25 protein-coding genes and 1 pseudogene are annotated in these 21,604 nt (G+C 66.1%); 12 read left to right on the top strand and 14 right to left on the bottom strand.

The window, feature by feature from the left end; genetic code table 11:
• Positions 1-23: 23 nt before the first annotated feature.
• Positions 24-722: an SDR family oxidoreductase gene (locus tag BSQ44_RS05710; protein ID WP_072602340.1), complete on the top strand. Its 699-nt coding sequence runs from the start codon at positions 24-26 to the stop codon at positions 720-722.
• An 84-nt stretch (positions 723-806) separates the two neighbouring features.
• Here BSQ44_RS05710 and BSQ44_RS05705 read toward each other — a convergent pair whose 3' ends face one another.
• On the bottom strand, positions 807-1,850 hold the full coding sequence (locus tag BSQ44_RS05705) for a hypothetical protein (RefSeq protein ID WP_157894515.1): 1,044 nt from the start codon (positions 1,848-1,850) through the stop codon (positions 807-809).
• A gap of 234 nt (positions 1,851-2,084) precedes the next feature.
• Here BSQ44_RS05705 and cmk point away from each other — a divergent pair, with 234 nt between their 5' ends.
• From cmk to BSQ44_RS05690, 3 genes are all read left to right on the top strand, one after another.
• Positions 2,085-2,729 carry a (d)CMP kinase gene (gene cmk / locus BSQ44_RS05700; RefSeq protein ID WP_072602338.1) on the top strand — a complete coding sequence of 215 codons (645 nt, stop codon included), beginning with the start codon at positions 2,085-2,087 and terminating at the stop codon, positions 2,727-2,729.
• A 223-nt stretch (positions 2,730-2,952) separates the two neighbouring features.
• Positions 2,953-4,668 carry a 30S ribosomal protein S1 gene (gene rpsA, locus BSQ44_RS05695; RefSeq protein ID WP_072602337.1) on the top strand — a complete coding sequence of 572 codons (1,716 nt, stop codon included), beginning with the start codon at positions 2,953-2,955 and terminating at the stop codon, positions 4,666-4,668.
• A 180-nt stretch (positions 4,669-4,848) separates the two neighbouring features.
• Positions 4,849-5,046, top strand: a complete 198-nt coding sequence (locus tag BSQ44_RS05690) for a CsbD family protein (RefSeq protein ID WP_072602336.1) — start codon at positions 4,849-4,851, stop codon at positions 5,044-5,046.
• 82 nt (positions 5,047-5,128) lie between these two features.
• On the opposite strand, the gene hemW is transcribed toward BSQ44_RS05690, so the two are convergent.
• Genes hemW through rph form a run of 4 tightly spaced genes read right to left on the bottom strand, consistent with a single transcriptional unit; the run spans position 5,129 to position 8,078 of the window.
• The gene (gene hemW / locus BSQ44_RS05685; protein ID WP_114580046.1) at positions 5,129-6,298 is read right to left on the bottom strand and encodes a radical SAM family heme chaperone HemW; all 1,170 of its coding nucleotides are present in this window, start codon (positions 6,296-6,298) and stop codon (positions 5,129-5,131) included.
• A 2-nt stretch (positions 6,299-6,300) separates the two neighbouring features.
• The gene (gene rdgB / locus BSQ44_RS05680) at positions 6,301-6,948 is read right to left on the bottom strand and encodes an RdgB/HAM1 family non-canonical purine NTP pyrophosphatase (protein WP_072602334.1); all 648 of its coding nucleotides are present in this window, start codon (positions 6,946-6,948) and stop codon (positions 6,301-6,303) included.
• Positions 6,945-7,358, bottom strand: a complete 414-nt coding sequence (locus BSQ44_RS05675) for a VOC family protein (protein ID WP_072602333.1) — start codon at positions 7,356-7,358, stop codon at positions 6,945-6,947. The genes rdgB and BSQ44_RS05675 overlap by 4 nt, the downstream gene beginning before the upstream one ends.
• Before the next feature lie 3 nt (positions 7,359-7,361).
• Positions 7,362-8,078, bottom strand: coding sequence for a ribonuclease PH (rph, locus tag BSQ44_RS05670; protein ID WP_072602332.1), 717 nt, complete (start codon positions 8,076-8,078; stop codon positions 7,362-7,364).
• 134 nt (positions 8,079-8,212) lie between these two features.
• Here rph and hrcA point away from each other — a divergent pair, with 134 nt between their 5' ends.
• From hrcA to BSQ44_RS05655, 3 genes are all read left to right on the top strand, one after another.
• On the top strand, positions 8,213-9,286 hold the full coding sequence (gene hrcA / locus BSQ44_RS05665) for a heat-inducible transcriptional repressor HrcA (protein WP_072602331.1): 1,074 nt from the start codon (positions 8,213-8,215) through the stop codon (positions 9,284-9,286).
• Between the two features lie 100 nt (positions 9,287-9,386).
• Positions 9,387-10,055, top strand: a complete 669-nt coding sequence (gene grpE / locus BSQ44_RS05660) for a nucleotide exchange factor GrpE (protein WP_072602330.1) — start codon at positions 9,387-9,389, stop codon at positions 10,053-10,055.
• Between the two features lie 49 nt (positions 10,056-10,104).
• Complete coding sequence (locus tag BSQ44_RS05655; RefSeq protein ID WP_072602329.1) at positions 10,105-10,737, top strand: trimeric intracellular cation channel family protein; 633 nt, start codon at positions 10,105-10,107, stop codon at positions 10,735-10,737.
• Between the two features lie 73 nt (positions 10,738-10,810).
• On the opposite strand, the gene BSQ44_RS26785 is transcribed toward BSQ44_RS05655, so the two are convergent.
• Together BSQ44_RS26785 and BSQ44_RS05650 are read right to left on the bottom strand one after the other, a co-directional pair.
• Positions 10,811-10,987, bottom strand: coding sequence for a hypothetical protein (locus BSQ44_RS26785; protein WP_157894514.1), 177 nt, complete (start codon positions 10,985-10,987; stop codon positions 10,811-10,813).
• 178 nt (positions 10,988-11,165) lie between these two features.
• Positions 11,166-11,648 carry a hypothetical protein gene (locus BSQ44_RS05650; RefSeq protein WP_072602328.1) on the bottom strand — a complete coding sequence of 161 codons (483 nt, stop codon included), beginning with the start codon at positions 11,646-11,648 and terminating at the stop codon, positions 11,166-11,168.
• 75 nt (positions 11,649-11,723) lie between these two features.
• Here BSQ44_RS05650 and BSQ44_RS05645 point away from each other — a divergent pair.
• Positions 11,724-12,072: pseudogene (locus BSQ44_RS05645) on the top strand (ADP-ribosylation/crystallin J1).
• Positions 12,073-12,095: 23 nt separating this feature from the next.
• Here BSQ44_RS05645 and BSQ44_RS05640 read toward each other — a convergent pair.
• Both BSQ44_RS05640 and BSQ44_RS05635 read right to left on the bottom strand, forming a co-directional pair.
• Complete coding sequence (locus BSQ44_RS05640) at positions 12,096-13,097, bottom strand: adenosine kinase (RefSeq protein ID WP_072602326.1); 1,002 nt, start codon at positions 13,095-13,097, stop codon at positions 12,096-12,098.
• A gap of 118 nt (positions 13,098-13,215) precedes the next feature.
• Positions 13,216-13,521 carry a hypothetical protein gene (locus tag BSQ44_RS05635; protein WP_157894513.1) on the bottom strand — a complete coding sequence of 102 codons (306 nt, stop codon included), beginning with the start codon at positions 13,519-13,521 and terminating at the stop codon, positions 13,216-13,218.
• 64 nt (positions 13,522-13,585) lie between these two features.
• Between BSQ44_RS05635 and BSQ44_RS05630 the strand changes: the two genes are divergently transcribed.
• From BSQ44_RS05630 to BSQ44_RS05620, 3 genes are all read left to right on the top strand, one after another.
• Positions 13,586-14,305: a sulfate transporter family protein gene (locus BSQ44_RS05630; protein WP_072602324.1), complete on the top strand. Its 720-nt coding sequence runs from the start codon at positions 13,586-13,588 to the stop codon at positions 14,303-14,305.
• A 94-nt stretch (positions 14,306-14,399) separates the two neighbouring features.
• Positions 14,400-15,575, top strand: a complete 1,176-nt coding sequence (locus BSQ44_RS05625; protein WP_072602323.1) for a GAF domain-containing sensor histidine kinase — start codon at positions 14,400-14,402, stop codon at positions 15,573-15,575.
• Between the two features lie 111 nt (positions 15,576-15,686).
• Positions 15,687-16,046, top strand: a complete 360-nt coding sequence (locus BSQ44_RS05620; RefSeq protein ID WP_083534960.1) for a cupin domain-containing protein — start codon at positions 15,687-15,689, stop codon at positions 16,044-16,046.
• A gap of 43 nt (positions 16,047-16,089) precedes the next feature.
• On the opposite strand, the gene BSQ44_RS05615 is transcribed toward BSQ44_RS05620, so the two are convergent.
• The 5 genes from BSQ44_RS05615 to cysG are packed head-to-tail and all read right to left on the bottom strand — an operon-like array spanning position 16,090 to position 20,835.
• Positions 16,090-16,626 (bottom strand): DUF934 domain-containing protein, encoded by a 537-nt coding sequence (locus tag BSQ44_RS05615; RefSeq protein WP_072602321.1) that lies wholly within the window; start codon positions 16,624-16,626, stop codon positions 16,090-16,092.
• A gap of 18 nt (positions 16,627-16,644) precedes the next feature.
• A complete protein-coding gene (locus tag BSQ44_RS05610) occupies positions 16,645-17,397 on the bottom strand; it encodes a phosphoadenylyl-sulfate reductase (protein ID WP_072607884.1) in 753 nt (250 codons plus the stop codon).
• Complete coding sequence (locus BSQ44_RS05605; protein ID WP_072602320.1) at positions 17,372-19,042, bottom strand: nitrite/sulfite reductase; 1,671 nt, start codon at positions 19,040-19,042, stop codon at positions 17,372-17,374. The genes BSQ44_RS05610 and BSQ44_RS05605 overlap by 26 nt, the downstream gene beginning before the upstream one ends.
• Before the next feature lie 37 nt (positions 19,043-19,079).
• The gene (locus tag BSQ44_RS05600) at positions 19,080-19,388 is read right to left on the bottom strand and encodes a DUF2849 domain-containing protein (RefSeq protein ID WP_072602319.1); all 309 of its coding nucleotides are present in this window, start codon (positions 19,386-19,388) and stop codon (positions 19,080-19,082) included.
• 19 nt (positions 19,389-19,407) lie between these two features.
• Positions 19,408-20,835: a siroheme synthase CysG gene (cysG, locus tag BSQ44_RS05595; RefSeq protein ID WP_072602318.1), complete on the bottom strand. Its 1,428-nt coding sequence runs from the start codon at positions 20,833-20,835 to the stop codon at positions 19,408-19,410.
• Between the two features lie 282 nt (positions 20,836-21,117).
• On the opposite strand from cysG, the gene BSQ44_RS05590 reads away from it, so the two are divergent.
• A complete protein-coding gene (locus BSQ44_RS05590; RefSeq protein WP_072607883.1) occupies positions 21,118-21,567 on the top strand; it encodes a baeRF12 domain-containing protein in 450 nt (149 codons plus the stop codon).
• Positions 21,568-21,604: the final 37 nt, after the last annotated feature.

Raw genomic sequence — 21,604 nt, 5'->3', positions numbered from 1 at the left:
TGAACGGATCACGGGAGGACCGGATGGCCAAAGTCGCGATGATCGTCGGCGGCGGATCGGGTATGGGGGCCGGCGCGGCACGAAAGCTGGCCGAGGCCGGCTACGAGGTCGCGATCCTGTCGTCGTCCGGCAAGGGCGAGGCGCTTGCCGCCGAACTCGGCGGCCTCGGCTTCACCGGCTCCAACCGCGAGCCCGACGATCTGCGCCGCTTCTTCGATGCCACCATGGACCGCTTCGGCCGCATCGACGCGCTGGTCAACGGTGCCGGCCACGGCCCCAAGGGTCCGGTGCTCGAAATCTCCGACGCCGACTGGCATCTCGGAATGGAGTTCTATCTTCTCAACGTCATCCGCATGACGCGCCTCGTCACCCCGGTGATGCAGTCCCAGAAATCCGGATCGATCGTCAACATCTCGACCTACGCGCTGTTCGAGCCCGAAGAAATGTTCCCCACCTCCGGCGTCTTCCGAGCCGGCCTCGCCGCCTTCACCAAACTTTTTTCCGACAGATACGCCGCCGAGAACGTCCGTATGAACAACGTGCTGCCCGGCTTCATCTCGTCCCTGCCCGAAAAAGAAGACCGCCGCGCCCGCATCCCCATGGGCCGCTACGGCAGCGTGGACGAGGTGGCGGAGCTGATCCTGTTCCTGGCTTCGGAGAAGTCGAGCTACATGACCGGGCAGAACCTGCGGATCGACGGGGGCATTACCAGGAGCGTGTGAGGCGCGGCGGCGGCTCCATCAGTCGCGGTTTGCGCCGCCGGTCATCCGAGGATCGAAACCGGCGGATGTGAGCCGTTCATGCCATCACTCGGCGGCTCCGGATTCATCAAGATCATCCTCTTCCTTCGACAGTTCGTTGAGACGATCGCGCAGATTCTTCAGGGCTTGGGCCGCTTCCGGCTCCGGACTGCGGGCGGCCGATTGATCGACGTCGTAGGAATAGGGCATGTCGCGGAAGAGGAACGGCGCTTCCGCCAGGAGTTCGAGGGCCCGTCGGGCGAAAAGCATCTCCAGCTCGGGGTCACCACCGATCGCGTCGAAAACCCAGGCAGCTTCGCCGCGAGCTTCCAGACCCGGAGCGCCCGTCGGATCGGTGACGATCAGGATGGCTGCCACGAGGGCGGGGCGCGGAGGTGGAACACCCATCTTGTCGATTGCAGCGAGCAGCGCCGCGTCATGGACAGTCGCCTCCCCGATAGCTGTACGGACCTCGTCTACCGTTGCGCCTTCCCGCAGTTCCTCAAGCTTCGCAGCCACTGCTCTGCTGATGTTGGGGGTCGGCGGCAAGGGTGGGAAACCCTCGAGCTGCCGCAGCGCATCGTCGAGGAAGGCGTCCATCTCGGTCGCTTCGCGGGGTGACTGGATGAACAAGGCGATCGTCAGCGAAAGCAACGGGATGCCCAAAGGCACCCAAAGGGGCAACGAGACGCCTCCGGCGATCTGTGCCAATCCAAGCCCTGCCAGGAAAGACAGGCCGGAAAGTGCCAGCATCACGCATACGAGAAGCATTGTCGCCAAAACGACCTCTGGCCTGCCTAGGTCTGCAAGCCGGCGTGGCCAGGAGGCGCTGCGGTAGAGGACGCTCCAGAGGACCAGGACCCCGGCACAGACCGCGACCGTCCAGCGGGGTTGCTGGGAAAGGCCGGCCAGCAAGGGACCAAGATAGAGCCCACCCGCCAGAATCATCATGAGATTGAGGCGGCTCGGCGCCAGGCGCCCCAGCTGCTTTCGGTTCAGCATTCCAGACCAGTTCCCCTCCGCTCCTGAAGACAGACTGATGGAAGCCTGCATCGGCTGGCAAGGGTATTGTGCTCGGGCGGTCCGTTCGCAATCCGCACCGAGGAGCACGCCGGCCTGCTCGCCGCATGCTTTGGGGCGGCGAAACAACACCCGCGAATGTCACGACAAGACCCTCTGCATGATCCCTCAGGCAAAGACACCATTTGTCGCCGAGCAGAAGCTATCTACGCGACCGATCGAACGGGAGACTGTCGGTTTTCGGCGCCCGGGGATCGGCACCGCTTGTACCCTCCCCTCCCCACCCCCTTGCCTCCCCGCGCGAATCCCGCTTCAACCGCCGCCATGACCGCTCCTTTCGTCATCGCCGTCGACGGACCCGCCGCCTCGGGCAAGGGCACGCTGTCGCGCAGGCTGGCCACCCAATACGGCCTGCGCCATCTCGACACCGGCCTCTCCTACCGCGCCGTCGCGCACGCGCTCATCCAGGCCGGGCTGCCGCTGGACGACGAGGCGCAGGCTGTGGAAGCGGCGCGCAAGGTCGATTTCGCCGGCTTCGACCCTATGGTCCTGTCCACCCACGCGGTCGGCGAGGCAGCCTCCCAGGTCAGCGTCCATCCGGCGGTGCGGCGCGTGCTGGTCGAAAAGCAGCGCGCCTTCGCGATGCAGCCGCCCGGTGCCGTGCTCGACGGGCGAGACATCGGTACGGTGGTGTGCCCGAACGCCGACGTGAAGCTCTACGTCACCGCCAGCCCGCAGGTGCGCGCCGGCCGGCGGCATCGCGAGATCCTGCGTCTTGGCGGCCAGGCTGAATACGAGGCGATCCTGGCCGACATCGAGCGCCGCGACGCGCGCGACATGGATCGCGCCGACTCGCCGCTTCGGCCCGCCGACGGCGCCCACTTGCTCGACACGTCGCAAATGAGTATAGAGGCGGCGTTTCTCGCGGCCTGCGCCATCGTAGACGGGGCTCGTGACGCGAAAAACTGACTGAAAGCAGCGGCGGCGCGGAAGCCTTTTCCATCGGAAAGGGTTGGCGAACCGCCATTTTGCATTTCAGGCATGAACCGCTGCCCGCATTCGAGAATGCACCGGAACTGGCCGCAGATCGGCCGCGCGCTTCACAAGAGCGGAATGCCGGGCTGGCGCAACGCAACACGAACCACCGGTGCCGCCCCGACGCCACGAGAGCGAGGGGCATCCAGGAGAACGAATGTCACAAGCTACCGCCAATTCGGCAAATCCGTCCCTCGACGACTTCATGAGCATGCTCGATGAGTCCTTTTCCGAAAGCCATTCGGCCGAAGGCTCCGTCGTCAAGGGCATCATCACGGCCATCGAGAAGGACATGGCCATCATCGACGTCGGCCTGAAGGTCGAGGGCCGCGTGCCGCTGAAGGAATTCGGCGCCAAGGCCAAGGACGGCCAGATGAAGGTCGGCGACGAGGTCGAGGTCTATGTCGAGCGCATCGAGAACGCGCTGGGCGAGGCCATGCTGTCGCGCGAGAAGGCTCGCCGCGAGGAAAGCTGGGTCCGCCTCGAAGAGAAGTTCAACAAGGGTGAGCGCGTCGAAGGCATCATCTTCAACCAGGTCAAGGGCGGCTTCACGGTCGATCTCGATGGCGCCGTGGCGTTCCTGCCGCGCTCCCAGGTCGACATCCGCCCGATCCGCGACGTCTCTCCGCTGATGCACAACCCGCAGCCCTTCGAGATCCTCAAGATGGATCGCCGCCGCGGCAACATCGTCGTGTCGCGCCGCACAGTGCTGGAAGAGAGCCGGGCCGAGCAGCGCTCCGAGATCGTCCAGAACCTCGAAGAGGGCCAGGTGGTCGAAGGCGTGGTCAAGAACATCACCGATTACGGTGCGTTCGTGGACCTCGGCGGCATCGACGGCCTGCTGCACGTCACCGACATGGCATGGCGCCGCGTCAACCATCCGACCGAGATCCTCAACATCGGCCAGACGGTCAAGGTGCAGATCATCCGCATCAACCAGGAAACCCACCGCATCTCGCTCGGCATGAAGCAGCTCGAGGCGGATCCCTGGTCCGACATCGGCACCAAGTTCCCGCTCGGCAAGAAGATCACCGGCACGGTCACCAACATCACCGACTACGGCGCCTTCGTGGAGCTGGAGCCGGGCATCGAGGGCCTCATCCACGTCTCCGAGATGTCGTGGACCAAGAAGAACGTGCATCCCGGCAAGATCCTGTCGACCACCCAGCAGGTCGACGTCGTCGTGCTCGAGGTGGACCCGCAGAAGCGCCGCATCTCGCTCGGCCTCAAGCAGACGCTCGAGAACCCGTGGGAAGCCTTCGCGCGCAGCCATCCGGTCGGATCGCCCGTTGAGGGCGAGGTCAAGAACAAGACCGAGTTCGGCCTGTTCATCGGCCTGGAAGGCGACGTGGACGGCATGGTGCACCTGTCCGATCTCGACTGGAACCGTCCGGGCGAGCAGGTGATCGAGGAGTACAATCGCGGCGACATGGTCAAGGCGCAGGTGCTCGACGTCGACATCGACAAGGAGCGCATCTCGCTGGGCATCAAGCAGCTCGGCCGTGACGCGGTCGGCGAAGCGGCCGGCTCGGGCGACCTGCGCAAGGGCGCCATCGTCACCGCCGAAGTGACGGCGGTCAAGGACGGCGGCCTGGACGTTCGCCTGGTCGACCACGACATGGACACCTTCATCCGCCGCGCGGACCTTTCGCGCGACCGCGACGAGCAGCGCCCCGAGCGCTTCTCCGTCGGCCAGAAGGTGGATGCCCGGGTCACGCAGTTCGACAAGAAGACCCGCCGCATCACCGTCTCCATCAAGGCGTTGGAAATCGCCGAGGAAAAGGAAGCCGTGGCGCAGTTCGGCTCGACCGACTCCGGCGCCTCGCTGGGCGACATCCTGGGTGCCGCGCTGAAGAAGCAGGGCAACTCCTAAGCAGCCCGCCGGCTCCCGAGCCGCGACAAATCAAAGCCCCGCCGGAGCGATCCGGCGGGGCTTTTTCTTACCGGCGCTTTCCCTGCCTGCGCCTTTTTGCGAGGAACCCCGCCCCCCGGATTTGCGTTTCTTCCTCAGACGGTCGCGAACCGTCATCTCATGAGGAAACAGGAGAACACCATGAATTGGGACCGTGTCGAAGGAAACTGGGAGCAGTTCAAGGGTCAGGCCCAGCAGCAGTGGGGCAAGCTCACCAATGACGACCTCGACGTCGTCAAGGGCAACCGCCGCGAGCTCGCCGGCAAGCTGCAGGAGCGCTACGGCAAGGCGAAAGACGAGGCTGAACGCGACATCGATGAATGGCTCGCCCGCCACTGACGCCTAATACAATCTACAGCAACGAGAGGGCTTCCGCCGAAAGGCTGGAGCCCTTTTCGTTTGAGGGCCGCGAGGTGAACCCTCAACGCGCCAGGTCGGCCACCACCGCGTCGAGCACGATCATCCCCGCCGGCGTCGCCCTCAGCCGCGAATTGCCGACCGGCGCGACGAGGTCCTCGTCCTGCAGCACGGCAATGCGCTCGGATGCAAGCGGGCGGCCCGAAAGCTGCTCATAGCGGGCGAGGTCGATGCCTTCGGCCAGCCGCAGCCCCATCAGCAGGAACTCGTCGGCCTCCTCGCTGCGCGTCAGCGTCTCGCCATCGACGACGCCGTGGCCTTTCGCCTCGACCAGCGACAGCCAGCGTTCCGGCATCCGCTCCGCGATCGTCACGTTGCGCGTGCCGCCGCCGACGAAGCGGCCGTGCGCGCCGGGTCCGACGCCGACATATTCGCCGTAGCGCCAGTAGGTCAGGTTGTGGCGGCTCTCCGCGCCCGGCCTGGCGTGGTTCGATATCTCGTAGGCCGGCAGTCCGCGCTGGGCGGTCACCTCCTGGGTCAGCGCGTAGAGGTCGGCGGCATGGTCCCCGTCCGGCACGGTAAACTTGCGCGCCGCGTGCAGCGCGTGGAACGGCGTGCCTTCCTCGATCGTCAGCTGGTAGAGCGACAGATGGTCGGCGGCATGGCCGATCGCCGCCTCCAATTCGGCGCGCCACGCCTCCGGGGTCTGGCCCGGCCGCGCATAGATTAGGTCGAAGGAAAGCCGCGGAAAGGTATCGCGGGCGAGCTCGATCGCCCGCAGCGCCTCTTCGACATTGTGCAGCCGTCCGAGGAACTTCAGGTCGGCGTCGTTCAGCGCCTGCACGCCGAGCGAGACGCGGTTGACGCCCGCCGAGCGATATCCCCGGAAGCGCCCAGCCTCGACCGACGACGGGTTCGCCTCCAGCGTCACCTCGATCCCGTCCGGCACCGTCCAGTTCGCCGCGACCGCTTCCAGGATCGTGCCGACCGTACCCGGCTCCATCAGCGACGGCGTGCCGCCGCCGAGGAAGATGCTGGTGACCGTCCGCGGCCCGGTGCGTTCCCGCATCGTGGCGAGTTCCGTCGCGAAGGCGCGGGCGAACCGCTCCTGGTCCACCGGCTGGTGGCGCACATGCGAATTGAAGTCGCAATAGGGACATTTGGCCGCGCAGAACGGCCAGTGCACGTAGACCCCGAACCCCGGCAAACGGTCGTCGGGCCTGAAATCAGGCATGCTCATGACGCGCCGAGCTTCGCCCGCGCGAATTTCTGGAAGGCGCGGGCGCGATGCGACAGCGCCTGGTCCTGCCCGGGCTTCCAGCCGTGCTTCTGTTCCGCCGTCATCTCGCCGAAGGTGACGTCGAAGCCCCGCGGCTGAAACACCGGATCGTAGCCGAAACCGTCGTCGCCGCGCGGCGGCCAGACCAGCTGCCCCTCCGCCTCACCGCGGAAATATTCCGCGCTCCCGTCGGGCTGGCACAGGCAGATCACGGCGACGAAGCGCGCGGTGCGCTGCGCCGGATCGGTCGCGCCCTTTTCCTTCAGCAGCGTCTCGGTCTTTTCCATCGCCAGCATGAAGTCGCGCGTTCCATCGGGTTGGGTTGCCCAGTCGGCGGTGTAGACGCCCGGCGCGCCGTCGAGCGCATCGACGCAGAGGCCCGAATCGTCCGACAGTGCCGGCAGGCCGGTCTCCACCGCAGCCGCATGCGCCTTGATGTAGGCGTTCTCCTCGAAAGTCGTGCCGGTCTCCTCCGGCTCGGGAAGCCCGTACTCCTTTGCCGACTTCGCCTCGATGCCGAAGGGCGCCATCAGATCGGCGAACTCCCTGAGCTTGCCGGCATTGTGGCTGGCGACCACCATCTTCTGCTTTTCCAGCGTGTTCATTCGATGCCCCAGATGCGCGGCTGCGCGAACTCCAGCGAGTTGCCGGACGGATCGCGGAAATAGATGGAACGCCCGCCTTGCGGCCAGGAAAAATCCGCCTCGATGGCGATGCCGCGTTCCGTCAGGAAATCCCTCCACCGGTCGATCTCGTCACCCGGCGCGGCGAAGCACAGATGCCCCTGTCCGCTAGTACCATGCGGCGGCACCGGCAGTCTGGCATCCGGCGGGGGTGGCACCTGCGTGGCTTCCCCGTTGAACAGGAGAAGCACGCCGTCCCCGCAGCGGAAGAAGATGTGGCGACCCTCGACCTTGGCAAGCCTTTCGAGCCCGAGCACGTCTTCGTAGAACGCCTCGGCGGCAACGAGATCCGTCACGTAGAGCGCGGATTCCAGGATCGAGCGCGGCCGCATCGTTCAGCCGACCGCCATCTTCTGCAGGTCGACCAGACGCGCGATGCCCTTCTTGGCCAGGGCGAGAAGCTCGGTGAACTGCTCTTCCGAGAACGGGTCGCCCTCGGCGGTCCCCTGGATCTCCACGATCCCGCCCTTGCCGGTCATGACGAAGTTGGCGTCGGCCTCCGCCGCCGAATCCTCGACATAGTCGAGGTCGAGCACGCAGGCGCCGCCATGGATGCCGCAGGAGATCGCCGCCACATGGTCCTTCAGCACCTTGTCGACGGAGACCATCTGGCGCGCTTCCATCCATTTCAGGCAGTCGTGCAGCGCCACGAAGCCCCCGGTGATCGATGCCGTCCGGGTCCCGCCGTCGGCCTGGATCACGTCGCAGTCGACGGTGATCTGCACCTCGCCCAGCGCCTGCATGTCGACCACTGCGCGCAGCGAGCGCCCGATCAGGCGCTGGATCTCGAGCGTACGGCCGCCCTGCTTGCCGGCCGAGGCCTCGCGCCGCATCCGGTCGCCGGTGGCCCGCGGCAGCATGCCGTATTCGGCCGTCACCCAGCCCTTGCCGCTGTTGCGCATCCACGGCGGAACCCGCTCCTCCAGGCTCGCCGTGCACAGCACATGCGTGTCGCCGAACTTGACGAGGCACGAGCCTTCCGCATGTTTCGATACCCCGCGCTCGAAGCTGACGGGACGCATTTCGCCGGGCTGGCGCTTCGAGGGACGCATGGGGATTTCCTGACCGATCGATGAAACGCGGCTTGTAACGCCATGCCAACGCCGACGCAAAGGAAAAGGCGGGTGCTTGCGAGTTGTGTTCCCGCCCGCGCGGATTATATCCTTTGTCAAAAGGTTCGCCGCCGATGACGATACCCCTCATGGATCCGACCCTCCAGTCGCTGGATACCCGCTCGCGCGAGATCTTCCGCCTGATCGCCGATTCCTTCCTGCGCGACGGAGAGCCGGTCGGCTCTCGCAACCTGTCGCGCCTCCTGCCCTCGTCGCTGTCGCCCGCCACGGTGCGCAACGTGATGAGCGACCTGGAGCATCTCGGCCTCATCTATTCGCCGCATGTGTCGGCCGGCCGCCTCCCGACCCAGAAGGGCCTGCGCTTCTTCGTCGATGCCTTCATGGAGATCGGCGACCTGTCGGAGGACGAGCGCCGGGTCATCGACGCCCAGATCAAGGCGTCGGGCAACGGTGCCTCGCTGGAGCACATGCTGACCGAGGCCAGCCAGATGCTTTCGGGCATGTCGCGTGGCGCCGGGCTGGTGCTGTCGGGCAAGAGCGAGGCGGCGCTGAAGCACATCGAGTTCATCCAGCTCGAGCCCAACAAGGCGCTCGCCGTCCTGGTCTCGCAGTCCGGCGACGTGGAAAACCGCGTGGTCGACCTGCCGGACGGCGTCACCACCTCGCAGCTCCACGAGGCCTCGAACTTCCTCAACGCCCACATCCGGGGCCGAACGCTTGCCGAGGCGCGCAGCGAGATCGCGCGGCTGAGGGAAGAGACACGCGCCGCGCTGGATTCCCTGTCGCAGGACCTCGTCGAAAAGGGCCTCGCCGTGTGGGCCGGCACGGAAAGCGGCACCTCGCCGGCACGCCTCATCGTGCGCGGCCGCGCCAACCTCCTGGAAAACGTCACCGCGCAGGCCGACATCGAACTGCTCAAGCACCTGTTCGAGGACCTCGAGACCAAGGAAGGCCTGATCCAGCTGCTGGAACTGGCCGAGGAAGGCTCGGGCGTGCGCATCTTCATCGGCTCGGAAAACAAGCTCTTCTCGCTCTCCGGCTCCTCCCTCGTGGTCGCCCCCTACCGCGACAAGGACTCCCGCGTCATCGGCGCGCTGGGCGTCATCGGTCCCACCCGCCTCAACTACGCCCGCATCGTCCCCATGGTCGACTACACCGCCCAGATGATCTCGCGCATGCTCCGGTAGTACGACTGCGAGCGGATCGCCTCCGCCCCTTGATTTTTGGGGTCCGAGCCTCGATATCGGGCCTACTTTCAAGTTACTCGCAGGAATACGGGATCAAGCGATGAGCGACCATCCGAAAGACGACCGCGCGCCGGATCTGGAAGCCGCCAAGAGCGGCTATGCCGAGCACGCGCCAGATGACTCGGCGCAGCCCGAAGGCGCGCCGGACAACGAGAACCAGGCCGATTTCGAAGCCTTCATGCGCCTTGCCAAGGAAAACGAGGATCTGAAGGACAAGGCGCTCCGCCTTGCCGCCGAGATGGAGAACCTGCGCCGCCGCACCGCGCGCGACGTGCACGACGCGCGCAACTACGCCATCGCGAACTTCGCCCGCGACATGCTGACCGTCTCCGACAATCTGCGCCGCGCGCTCGACGCGGTCCCCGCCGAGGCGAAGGAGAAGGGCGAGGCCGGCTTTGCCGCGCTGCTCGAAGGTGTCGAGATGACGGAGCGCAGCATGATCTCCGCGCTGGAGCGTCACGGCGTCAAGAAGATCGCGCCCGAGGGCGAGAAGTTCGATCCGAACTTCCACCAGGCCATGTTCGAGGTGCCCAATCCCGACGTGCCCGCCAACACGGTCGTGCAGGTCGTGCAGACCGGCTACGTCATCGGCGAGCGCGTGCTGCGGCCGGCCATGGTCGGCGTCGCCAAGGGCGGGCCGAAGGCTGCAGCCCAGGCGCAAGAGCCGGCGGGCGAAGCCGCTTCGGCCGAGCAGGACGGCAAGGCCTGATCTTTGTGCTTTTCCCCGCCTTGAGCTATTGCTCGGCGGGGAGGCCTCGATGAACCCGCTCGTCTTCTTCGATTATGCTGGCGTCGCCGTCTTCGCCGCGACCGGCGCGCTGGCGGCCTCGCGCAAGCAGCTCGACATTCTGGGGTTCATCTTCCTCGCCGCTGCCACCGGCATCGGCGGCGGGACCCTGCGCGACCTCGTGCTCGACGTGCCGGTCTTCTGGACCGTCAACCAGGACTACATCCTCGTCTGCGCCGCCGTCGCGGTCGGCGTCTACTTCACCGCCCATCGCCTGGAATCCCGCTACCGGCTGCTCCTGTGGCTCGACGCCGTCGGGCTCGCCGCCTATTGCGTCTACGGCGCGTACAAGGGCCTCGTCGTCACCGGTTCGGCCACCGTCGCCATCGTCACCGGCGTCATGACCGCGACCTTCGGCGGCATTCTGCGCGATCTGCTCGCCGCCGAGCCCTCGGTGCTGCTGCGCCCCGAAATCTACGTCACCGCCGCGCTGACCGGCGCCGCCGCCTTCACCGCGCTTGCCGTCCTCGGCGTCCCCATGCCACTGGCCGCCGTCGTCGGCGCGCTGTCGGCGCTGGCCGTCCGCGGCGGCGCCATCCGCTTCGGCTGGACCATCCCGACGTACAGAAGCCGGCCGGGGAGAAAGCCGGAGGATGTTTTGTGAGGGGGGTTGCCGCTGAACGCCTGCTCACATCGCTCTTGAAGCACCGAAAACCGCACCGCACCAATGCAGACATCTACCCCTTCACGCGGAAAGGATGATCCGGATTGCGGCGGACGAAGTCCTCGACATCGCGCAACCGCTCGGGAAGGGGTTCGGCTTGCGGATAGTCCCGGTAGCTCCAGAAGCGAAAGCCGGCAAACCATAGCGCTCTCAGCTTTTCCCACTGTTCGCCATCAGAGGACTTCGGCACTCTGAATGACCGTCCCATGTAGTGGAGAGTGACGCCACAGCGAGGACAGATATCTGCGCCCTGCCGGTGTATCTTCCATGATCTACGACAGTCGAAACAGGCATGTGGAAGACGGTTGGTTGGACCCTGCATTTTGTTCTTCTTCGAGCCGCTTGGAGCACCCAAGGTCCCCCCGCTCTCAAATTTCCCGCGTCTCTTCCACCGCCTGTTGCGCGCCTGGACGGCCCGGTTCGATGCTGATGGAGACCGACCGTGCGCGGATCAGTCCGAATAGACCATAGCAAGGTTCGAGTTCGATCTCGATATCCTCTCGAAGTGGGCTCAACGTCATGTGAGGACGTCTTTCCGGTCGATCAGGCGCCCGGCGCAGGATGAGTCTTCCCAATACGTTCTGGGCAGTGAACCCTTCGAGTTGCAGATCCATGATGCCCGAAAGCTCGAAAGTGACAACGGCGTGCTTGTCAAGCATGAAATAGCCGTCGGCATCGACTTCATTGGTCATGAGCCAGCCATGCAGGACCAGTTTCGACGAACCGCTGCGGTTCAGAGTAAGGCTGATGACCTCTGCATCGTGGAAAGTCGGCACACAGCCGAACCAGCGGAGAAGTTCCGCGCCTCCGCTGACCTCGTCGTAGATCGTCGTAATTCTATCGTCCTGCATCTGAGTACGAAAGCAGAATAGCCGAAAGTCGGCAAGCGATGGAAAATAGCCCCGACTTCCGCTATCGCCTTCGGGATGACAACCGAGACTCTCACCCTATGGCGACCTGTCGGACCAGCTGAACTGGCTCTGATAGAAAGAAGCAGGAATGTGTGCTTTTCCTCCACGCCTGCCTGATCAGCCGATATTCTATCCTGTCCTCACGGAAGACTACGCGGTCAGGATAGCCCGGGATTGGAACGTGCCTCAGAGCGGAGCCGGGTTTGTTACCCGCTTCGAAATTCGCCGTGAGTTCATCGAACGCTACCAGCCGCAAGAAGCCGGTGGCCGCAATCTCCGGGAATATTGGATACCCGCTGAGGAACTGGAATCGTTCAACGCCGCCATTGTCGGGAAAATCGAAGTGGTGCGTGAGTTCCGCTAAGGATGGGACCCCCAGTCTCCCCCCTAAACCAGCCCCCGCTGCCCCGCGATCTCGCGCAAGCTCTTCTGCGGCCGCGGCCCCACCTGCTGGATGACGATGCCGGCCGCCAGCGAGCCGAGCTTGCCGCAGTCCGCCAGGCTCCTCCCGGTCGTGTAGCCGTAGAGAAAACCCGCGGCATAGAGGTCGCCGGCGCCCGTCGTGTCGACCAGCTCCGAGATCTCGATCGCCTCCACCTTCACCGTCTCGTTACCGCGCACCACCACCGAGCCGTGCTCGGAGCGCGTCACGGCGGCGAGCTTGCAGTCCTTGCGGATGGCGTCGAGCGCCGTGTCGAAGGAGGCGGTCTGGTAGAGCGACTTCAGCTCGCTCTCGTTGGCGAAGACGATGTCGACAGTGCCCGAGCGCATCAGGTCCAGAAACTCGTCGCGGTAGCGGTCGACGCAGAACGGGTCCGACAACGTCATCGACACCTCGCGCCCGGCGGCGTGCGCCAGTTCCGCCGTGCGCCGGATCGCTTCCTTGGCCCGCGGCGGGTCCCACAGATAACCCTCGAAATAGGTCACCTTGGCGCCCTTTGCCTTCTCCTCCTCGACGTCCTCGGGGCCGAGCTCGACGCAGGCGCCGAGATAGGTGTTCATCGAGCGCTCGCCGTCGTCGGTCACGAAGATCATCGAGCGCGCCGTCGGCGGAAAGCCCTTCAGCGGCTTCGAGTCGAAGGCGACGCCCTGCGCGCGGATGTCGTGCGCGAAGAGTTCGCCGAGCTGGTCGTCGCTCACCTTGCCGAAATAAGCCGCCTTGCCGCCCAGGCTCGCGATGCCGGCCGCCGTGTTGCCTGCGCTGCCGCCCGACGTCTCCACCGCCGGCCCCATCCTCGAATAGAGCAGTTCGGCGCGCTCGGCGTCGATCAGGTTCATCGCGCCCTTGATGATGGTGTTGTCGACGAGGAAGGCCTCGTCGCAGCGCGCGATGATGTCGACGATGGCGTTGCCGATGCAGAGGACGTCGTATTCCGGTTGGGATGCCACGATCTGTTTTCGCCTGGAAAGAAGGAAGGGAAAGGGTTCGACATCCGTTTAACCCAACGGGCCGTCAATGCAATGGTCTGCAAACCCGGTGCAGACGCAAAGCCTCGTGCATTGCAATTCATTCCGGCAAGTCGGAAAACGTGTGGAACTCGCCGAAGGCCACCAGTACTGCTCCGGGGATCAGGCTCTCCGCTGCGCGATGCAAAGCGGGGTCTTTCAGTTCTTCGAGCCGTGTTGGGCGGATCGCCTCACAATTGCGGACCTCCAATCCCCAGGCCCCGAGCACGCGTGCTGCGTTTTCGACGAAGATGCTCTGATCTTCGGCAATCCCGACCGCATTGACAAATGCACCCCGCGCGCCCTCCAGGAGAGTGCATCCGATTGGGGCCTCGATCTCCCACAAGCCGGTCCACAGGTCGTTCAATCGCCGGTCACCTTGTTGTGGTTCTGGTTTGGTCCTATCTCGCAAACGAAACAGCGGGAGCGCAATGATCATCGAAGCAGCAGGCCGCGCGGCCGGCCACCTCTTCTCGCCGGAGTTCCGGTCCGTGCTGTTCAAGTCGCTCGGGCTGACCTTCCTGGTGCTCGTCGCGCTCTGGTTCGGCCTCGCCGAAGGCTTCGAGTATCTCGCCCTGCCGTGGCTCGACCAGTTCGTGCCCGACCTGCCGGAGTGGACGGGCTGGCTCGGCCTCCTCGCCTCAATCGTCGCCGGTATCGTGCTTGCGCTGGCGCTGGGGCTCCTGATCGCGCCGGTCTCGGCGCTGATCGCAGGCCTCTTTCTCGACGACGTCGCCGAGGTCGTCGAGCGGGTCGACTATCCCGCCGATGCTCCGGGCCGCGCCGTGCCGCCGGTCCAGGCGGCGTGGCTGGCGGTCAAATTCTTCGCCGTCGTCATCCTCGGCAATCTCTTCGCCCTGCTCCTCCTTCTGGTTCCGGGCGTGAACCTCGTCGCCTTCTTCGTGGTCAACGGCTATCTGCTCGGCCGCGAATTCTTCGAGTTCGCCGCGATGCGGTTCCGCTCCGAAGCCGACGCCAAGGCGCTGCGGCGGCGCCATGCCGGCACGGTGTTCCTCGCCGGGCTTGTCATCGCCGCCTTCCTCGCCGTGCCGATCCTCAATCTGCTCACGCCGCTCTTCGCCGCGGCCATGATGGTCCACCTGCACAAGATGATTTCGGCGCGGTCGGCCGCGTCCTTGCGCGCGCGCTGATCCTCTCTTCCCGACCGCCGGACTTCCGAACCGGCCGAACAGGGTGACAGCCGGCGCCTGCGGCGCTAGTTATCGTTCATCACGGACAAGAAACATGCGGCATGACTTCCAGGCAGACATCGATGCGATCGAACGCATCGACGCCATCCCCACGATCCTCGACGTCGTGTGCCGCATCACGGGCATGCGCTTTGCCGCCGTCGCGCGGGTGACGGACGGGCGATGGATCACATGCAAGGCGCTGGACCAGATCGATTTCGGCCTCAAGCCCGGCGACGAGCTTCCGGTCGAGACGACCATCTGCCACGAGATCAGGCAGAGCGGCGAGCCGGTCGTCATTGATCACGTAAACGACGATGAGGCTTTCCGGGGCCATCCGACACCGGCGATGTACGGCTTCCAGAGCTACATCTCGATGCCCATCGTGCGCCGCGACGGCGCGTTCTTCGGCACGCTATGCGCGATCGATCCGAAGCCGGCGCAGCTGAAGAACCCCGCCACGATCGGCATGTTCAAGCTGTTTGCGGAACTGATCGCCTCGCATCTGGATGCCGGCCAGGAGCTGGAGAACGCCCGTACCGCGCTGCGCCACGAACGCGAGCTGTCGGAACTGCGCGAGCAGTTCATCGCGGTCCTCGGCCACGACCTGCGCAATCCCGTCGGCTCCATCGAGGCGGGAACCAACGTGCTTCTGCGTTCCGACCTCGACGAAAAGAGCCGCGGCGTGGTTGCCCTGATGCGCGGCAGCGTGTTCCGTATCCGCGGCCTCATCGACAACGTGATGGATTTCGCCCGCGCCCGGCTCGGCGACGGTCTCGAGCTGCAGGTCGATCTTGACCGGCCGCTGGAGCCCGTCCTGGAGCAGGTCGTCGCCGAGATCCGCACGATCGACCCGGATCGCCGCATCGAGACCGACTTCTCGGTCACCGCCCCCGTGCCGTGCGACCACGCCCGCATCTCGCAGATGTTTTCCAATCTCCTCGGCAATGCGATCAGCCACGGCTCGGCCGAAAGGCCGGTGGTCGCGGGGGCAGCGACGTGTGACGGCCATTTCGAGCTCTGGGTGGCGAATTCGGGCAAGCCCATCCCCGACGAGGTGCTGGAAGGCCTCTTCCAGCCGTTCTTCCGCGCCAAGGTCCGCGAAAGCCGCGAAGGTCTCGGGCTCGGCCTCTACATTGCGTCCGAGATCGCGCGGGTGCACGGCGGCACGCTCGAGGCCCGGTCGGACGAGACCGAAACGCGCTTCACCTTCCGCATGCCACTCGCCTGATTCAGCCCGGCGAGGCCATCCCGTCCTCGTTCAGCGGCGAAAACCGCTGCCGTCGAATGGCAGGGCGTTTACTACAAGACCTTGTTCGACCCGGACCTGACCGGCGGACAGATGACGGTGCTCGAAACCGTTTCGCCGCCGAATTCAGGGCCGCCGCGCCACGTCCATCGCGATGCCGACGAGACCTTCGTCGTCCTGTCGGGAGACGTCCAGTTCTGGCTCGAAGGCGAGACCTTCACGCGCGGGCCCGGACAGGCGGTGTTCGTGCCGCGCGGCAAGGGGCACACCTTCCGCGTCGTCGGTGGCGAGCCGTCCCGCAGCATCGTCATTCTGACGCCGGGTCGGTTCGAAGGTTTCTTCCGCGAGATGGCGGAAGGCCGCTTCCGCATTCCGGAGGACATGCCGGCGGTGGTGGATAGCGCCGCGCGCTTCCAGCTCACCTTCACCGGGCCGCCGCTCGGCGCCCAGTGATCGCTAGGTTCGGCACAGGACGGGTTGGCGGTTCCTGAAAACCTCAGGCCGCCGGCAGCCGGCGCCAGGCGTACTTGCCTTCCGCCGGCTCGAGCTGCGCCGAAGGCTGGTAGTGTTCGGGAAGGCCCCCGATCCGCCCCTCTTCCAGGCGGCGGATCGCGACGGGGTGCGACACCTCCAGTTCGTCGAAGCCGGTGCGCAGCATGTGCGGGATCTGGTCGATCAGCACCTGCCCGCTCGCCCGCACCGTGCCGCGATAGCCGTGACGGGTTCGCAGAAGCGCGGCCTTGGAGAAGCTGCGGCCGTCGTTGAGGGCGGGGAAGGACAGCGCCACCAGCGGCAGGTCGGCAAGCGCGTGCTCGATCTCCGACAGCATCTCCCCAGGCGCCAGCAGGACCCCGATGCGGTCGCGGTTTTCCGCCCGCGTCTGGTCGTCCAGCCCCTTCCAGACGGCCAGCGGCAGGATCACGCCGCCATTGCCCGACAGCGCGTCCGCATCCTCGCCGTGACGCCAGGAATCCTCCTGGAAACCGTCCTTCGTCCAGAGGCGCGGCGCGGCCTGGGTGTCCTGTTCGATCATCCGTAAACCGTCCTTCTTCTAGAGCGACGACGCCGTGAGCGAATCGTCGAGGCCCGACAGGTGGATGCCGCACTCGACCTTCGACTGGCCGGCCCAGCGCCCGCTGCGCTCGTCCTCGCCGGGCTTCACCGGCTGGGTGCAGGGGAAGCAGCCGATCGAATGGTAGCCATAGGCCACCAGCGGATTCTCGCGCAGCGCATGGGTGCGCATGTAGTCGGCGAGATCCTTCGTCGTCCACTTGGCCAGCGGGTTGATGCGGATGCGCTCGCCCACCGCCTCGAAGACCGGCAGCGCGGTGCGCGTGGCTGCCTGGTAGCGCTTGCGCCCGGTGAACCAGGCCCGGAACGGCGACACCGCGCGCGCCATCGGCTCGACCTTGCGCAGGTCACAGCAGGCGTCGGTGTCGCGCTGGTGCAGCGTCCCGTCGGCATCGCGCTCGGCCACCAGTTCTGGCCGCGGATGGACGATCTTCAGGCTCCTCAGCCCGAGATCGGCGGCAAGCGCGTCGCGATACTGCAACGTCTCGCCGAAATGCTTATCGGTGTCGAGAAACAGCACCGGCAGCGCCGGATCGATCCGCGAGATCATGTGCAGAAGCACCGCCGAATCCGCGCCGAAGGACGATACGGCGGCGATGTCTCCCGGCCGGAAGCGCCCGATCGCCAGAGCGATCAAGTCCTGCGGCTCGAGATGGCCGAAACGCTCCTCGAGCGCGGCGGCCTCGATCTCGGCCTCGGTCTCGGCATCAAGCGGCTTTAGCTTCGCCAGCATAGAGCGCCTCCTTGAACGGTGCGGCGCCGACGCGCCGGTAGGCGTCGATGAAACGCTCGGACGGATCGCTTCGCAGCGACAGATAGGCATCGACGATGGTCTCGATGGCGTCGGTCAGGTCCTCGGCCGCGAAGCCGCGCCCGACGATCTCGCCGATCGAGGTCTTTTCGTCGCCGGAGCCGCCAAGCGTGATCTGATAGAGCTCGGTGCCCTTCTTCTCGACGCCCAGAATGCCGATGTGGCCGACATGGTGATGCCCGCAGGCATTGATGCAGCCGGAGATCTTGAGCTTCAGCTCGCCGATCTCGCGCTGGCGCTCCAAATCGGCGAAGCGCCGCGAGATGTCCTGCGCCACCGGGATCGAGCGGGCATTGGCCAGCGCGCAGTAGTCGAGACCCGGGCACGCGATGATGTCGGTGATCAGGTTCGAGTTCGCAGTCGCGAGCCCGATCTCCACCAGCCGGTCGTGGACGGCCTTCAGATCGGCGCGCGCCACGTGCGGCAGGATCAGGTTCTGCTCGTGGCTCACCCGGATCTCGTCGAAGCCGTAGCGTTCGGCGAGATCGGCCACCGCCTCCATCTGCGCGTCGGTCGCGTCGCCCGGCGCCTCGCCGATGCCCTTAAGCGAGATCGTCACGGCGGCATAATCGGGATGCCGGTGGGTGGTGACGTTCTGTTCGAGCAATTCGGAGAAGGCGCGGCTGTCGAGCCGGGCGAGCTTCACCGCCTCGTCGCCTTCCGGGCGCGAGTCCAGCGAGGGCGGCGCGAAATAGGCGTCGATGGCGCGGATGTCGGCTTCCGGCAGCTTGAGTTCCCCGTCCCTTAGATGCGCGAACTCCGCCTCCACCTGCCGCGTCAGTTCCTCCGTGCCGGTCTCGTGCACCAGAATCTTGATGCGCGCCTTGTACTTGTTGTCGCGACGGCCGTTGAGATTGTAGACGCGCAGGATCGCCGTGCAGTAGGCGAGCAGGTCCTCTTCGGGCAGGAAGTCGCGGATCTTCTTGGCGACCATGGGCGTGCGCCCCTGCCCACCGCCGACATAGACGGCGAAGCCCAGTTCCCCTTGCGCGTTCTTCTTCAGGTGCAGCCCGATGTCGTGCACCTGAATCGCGGCGCGGTCGCGCTCGGCCCCCGTTACCGCGATCTTGAACTTGCGCGGCAGGTAAGAGAACTCGGGATGCACCGAGGACCATTGCCTGAGAATCTCGGCATAGGGCCGCGGATCGGCGACCTCGTCGGCCGCGGCACCCGCGAAATGGTCGGCCGTGACGTTGCGGATGCAGTTGCCCGAGGTCTGGATGGCGTGCATCTCCACGCTCGCCAGATCGTCCAGGATCGCCGGGATGTCGGCCAGCGACGGCCAGTTGTACTGGATGTTCTGGCGCGTGGTGAAGTGGCCGTAACCCTTGTCGTAAGTCCGCGCGATGTGGGCGAGCATCCTCATCTGGCGCGCGTTCAGCGTGCCGTAGGGGATCGCCACGCGCAGCATGTAGGCGTGAAGCTGCAGGTAGACGCCGTTCATCAGCCGCAGCGGCTTGAACTGGTCTTCGGTGATCTCGCCGGCCAGACGGCGCTCGACCTGGTCGCGGAACTCGGCGACGCGGGCCTTGACGAAGGAATGGTCGAATTCGTCGTATCGGTACATGGTAGCGACTTTCGGGTGTCTTTCGGGAACGGCCTCCTCAGGCCGTGTGCGTCGTTTCGGGTTCGGCCTGCTTGCCGAGATCGAGGCGGTTGGTCGGGCCTGCGGCGCGAATGCGTTCGCGCAGGCGCACCGGAACGATCCGGCCGTCGATCGCCTGCACGTCGATCAGGTCGACGTCGACCACCTCGTCACGGTCGAAGGAGGCCTTGCCGACGCTGCGCAGCCGCTCCTCGGCGAAGGCGTCGCTCGCCACCTCGGCGCCGTCGATGCGCTCGATCCAGCCTCTGTCCGCGGAGTACCAGACGGCCTCCCCGTCGATCAGCCGGTTCGCGGTCAGGATCTTCATGGTCCGCTCCTCCTCGCGCTCACGCCGCCACGCGCACGCGGCCGTGCGCGGCGATCGGGGTGGAGTTGTCGAAATTGGCGCCCGCCACCGCGTCGCCGATGATGGTCATCACGGGACCGTCGAGCTCCGTACGGCTCTCCAGCGACGGCAGGTCCGACAGCGTGCCGTGGAACAGGCGCCTGTTCGGCAGGCTGGCGTTCTCGACCACGGCCACCGCCGTATCCGGCGACAGCCCCGCCTCGATCAGCCGAGAGGCCACCTGCGCGGCGATGGAACGGCCCATGTAGACCGCGACGGTGGCGCCCGCGATGGCGAGCTTGCCCCAGTCCGGAAGGGTCTTGCCCTTCAGGTCGTGGCCGGTGGTGAAGACCATCGAGGAGGCGACGCCGCGCAGCGTCAGCGGCAGTTCGAAATCGGCGGCCGCCGCGAAGGCCGCGGTCACGCCCGGCACCACCTCGTAGGAAATGCCGGCCTCGCGCAGCGCCGCCATCTCCTCGCCGGCGCGGCCGAAGACCAGCGGATCGCCCGACTTCAGGCGCACCACGCGCTTGCCCTCGCGGCCCAGCGCCACGATCAGATCGTTGATCTCGGCCTGCGACTTGGAATGGCAGCCCTTGCGCTTGCCCACCGCCACGCGCTCGGCATCGCGGCGCCCCATGGCGACCGCCGCCTCGGGCACCAGCGCGTCGTAAAGGATCACGTCGGCCTGCATGAGCAAACGCTGCGCGCGCAGCGTCAACAGATCCTCGGCTCCCGGTCCGGCGCCGATCAGCGAGACATGGCCGCGCGCCTCGGTGCGGCGCTGCATCAGTTCGGCGGCCGCCTCGCGCGCCTCGGAGATGTGCCCGACCTCCATGTGGCGCGCCGGCGCACCCTCGAAGAAGTCGCTCCAGAAGGCGCGGCGCGCGCTGCCGCGCGGCACCAGCCGCTCCACCCGGTCGCGCAGGCCTGCGGCGAGACTGGCAAGAGGTCCGAGCGCGGGCGACAGCATCCGGTCGATCCGGGCGCGGATCATCTGCGCCAGAACCGGGCCGGCGCCTTCGGTCCCGATCGCCACGCAGACGGGTGCACGGTTCACCAGAGCGGGGGTGAAGAAATCGCACATGTGGGGACGGTCGACGGCGTTGACGGGGATGCCTCGTGTCCGCGCATCCGAAACGATACGGGCGTCTTCCTCCTCGTCGCCGGTGGCGGCGAAGACCAGGCATCCGCCGTCGAGCAGGTCGGCCCGGTAGTCCTGTTCGACCAGCTCGGCGCCGTTCTGTCCGGCCCAGTCGCGCAGCGGCGCTTCTGCGTCCCGCGCGACGATACGTACAGCGGCGCTCGACTGCCCGATCAGGCGCGCCTTCGCCAGCGCTTCCTCACCGGATCCGACGATGACGACGCTGCGGTCCTTTACCCGCATGAAGACCGGGAAGGCGTTGAGTTTGGCGTTGGTGGTGGCCATGGGACACCCTTCCTGAGAATTTCAAGCAATTCTCCGCCCGGCAGCCCGGTTTCTGAAGACAAGGCGTCCTGTCGCCGCGACCCGGCCGCAATCCGTTTTCCGCCCCGGACCGGCGAGGCGCAAAATCATTCCGTGGCGCGCATCGCGCGCTGCCGCTCGCTGGAACAGGCGTCCCTACCGGACGTTTCGCATGGGAGCGGACGACCGCTCCGCACGCACCCGATAATCGTCTGGGTGTATAGAGCGCAGTTGGCCCGTCCGCGTCAGAGAATGGAGTTCGAAATGTCAGCCATGAAGCTCGAGCACGACACCTGGGTCCTGGTCGCCGACGGCGAAAAGGCGCTCTTCCTGCGCAACGAGGGCGACGACGTCTATCCGAACCTGCAGGTCGTGCGCGAAGAGCACCACGAGAACCCGCCCACCCGCGAGCAGGGCACCGACAGGCCGGGCCGCCTCAACGACGCCTCGGGCGAGCACCGCAGCGCGGTCGCCGACACGGACTGGCACCAGATCGAAAAGGAGCGCTTCGCCGACGAGATCGCCGAGCGCCTCTACAAGATGGCCCACATGGGCCGCTTCGAGAAAATCGTCCTGGTCGCGCAGCCCCACGTGCTGGGCGAAATGCGCAAGAAGATGCACAAGGAAGTCACCGACCGCGTCGTCGGCGAGGTCGCAAAGACCCTGACCAACCACACGGTGCCGGAGATCGAGAAGAACCTGACGGGAGGCTGAGGGGACAAGGAGCCGGTCCCCGCGACCGGCTCCCGAG

It is taken from the genome of Aquibium oceanicum, from assembly GCF_001889605.1.
GTDB lineage: Bacteria > Pseudomonadota > Alphaproteobacteria > Rhizobiales > Rhizobiaceae > Aquibium > Aquibium oceanicum.
The sequence above is the reverse complement of the archived record's forward strand: the minus strand, read 5'-3'. Positions and strand labels throughout refer to the sequence as shown.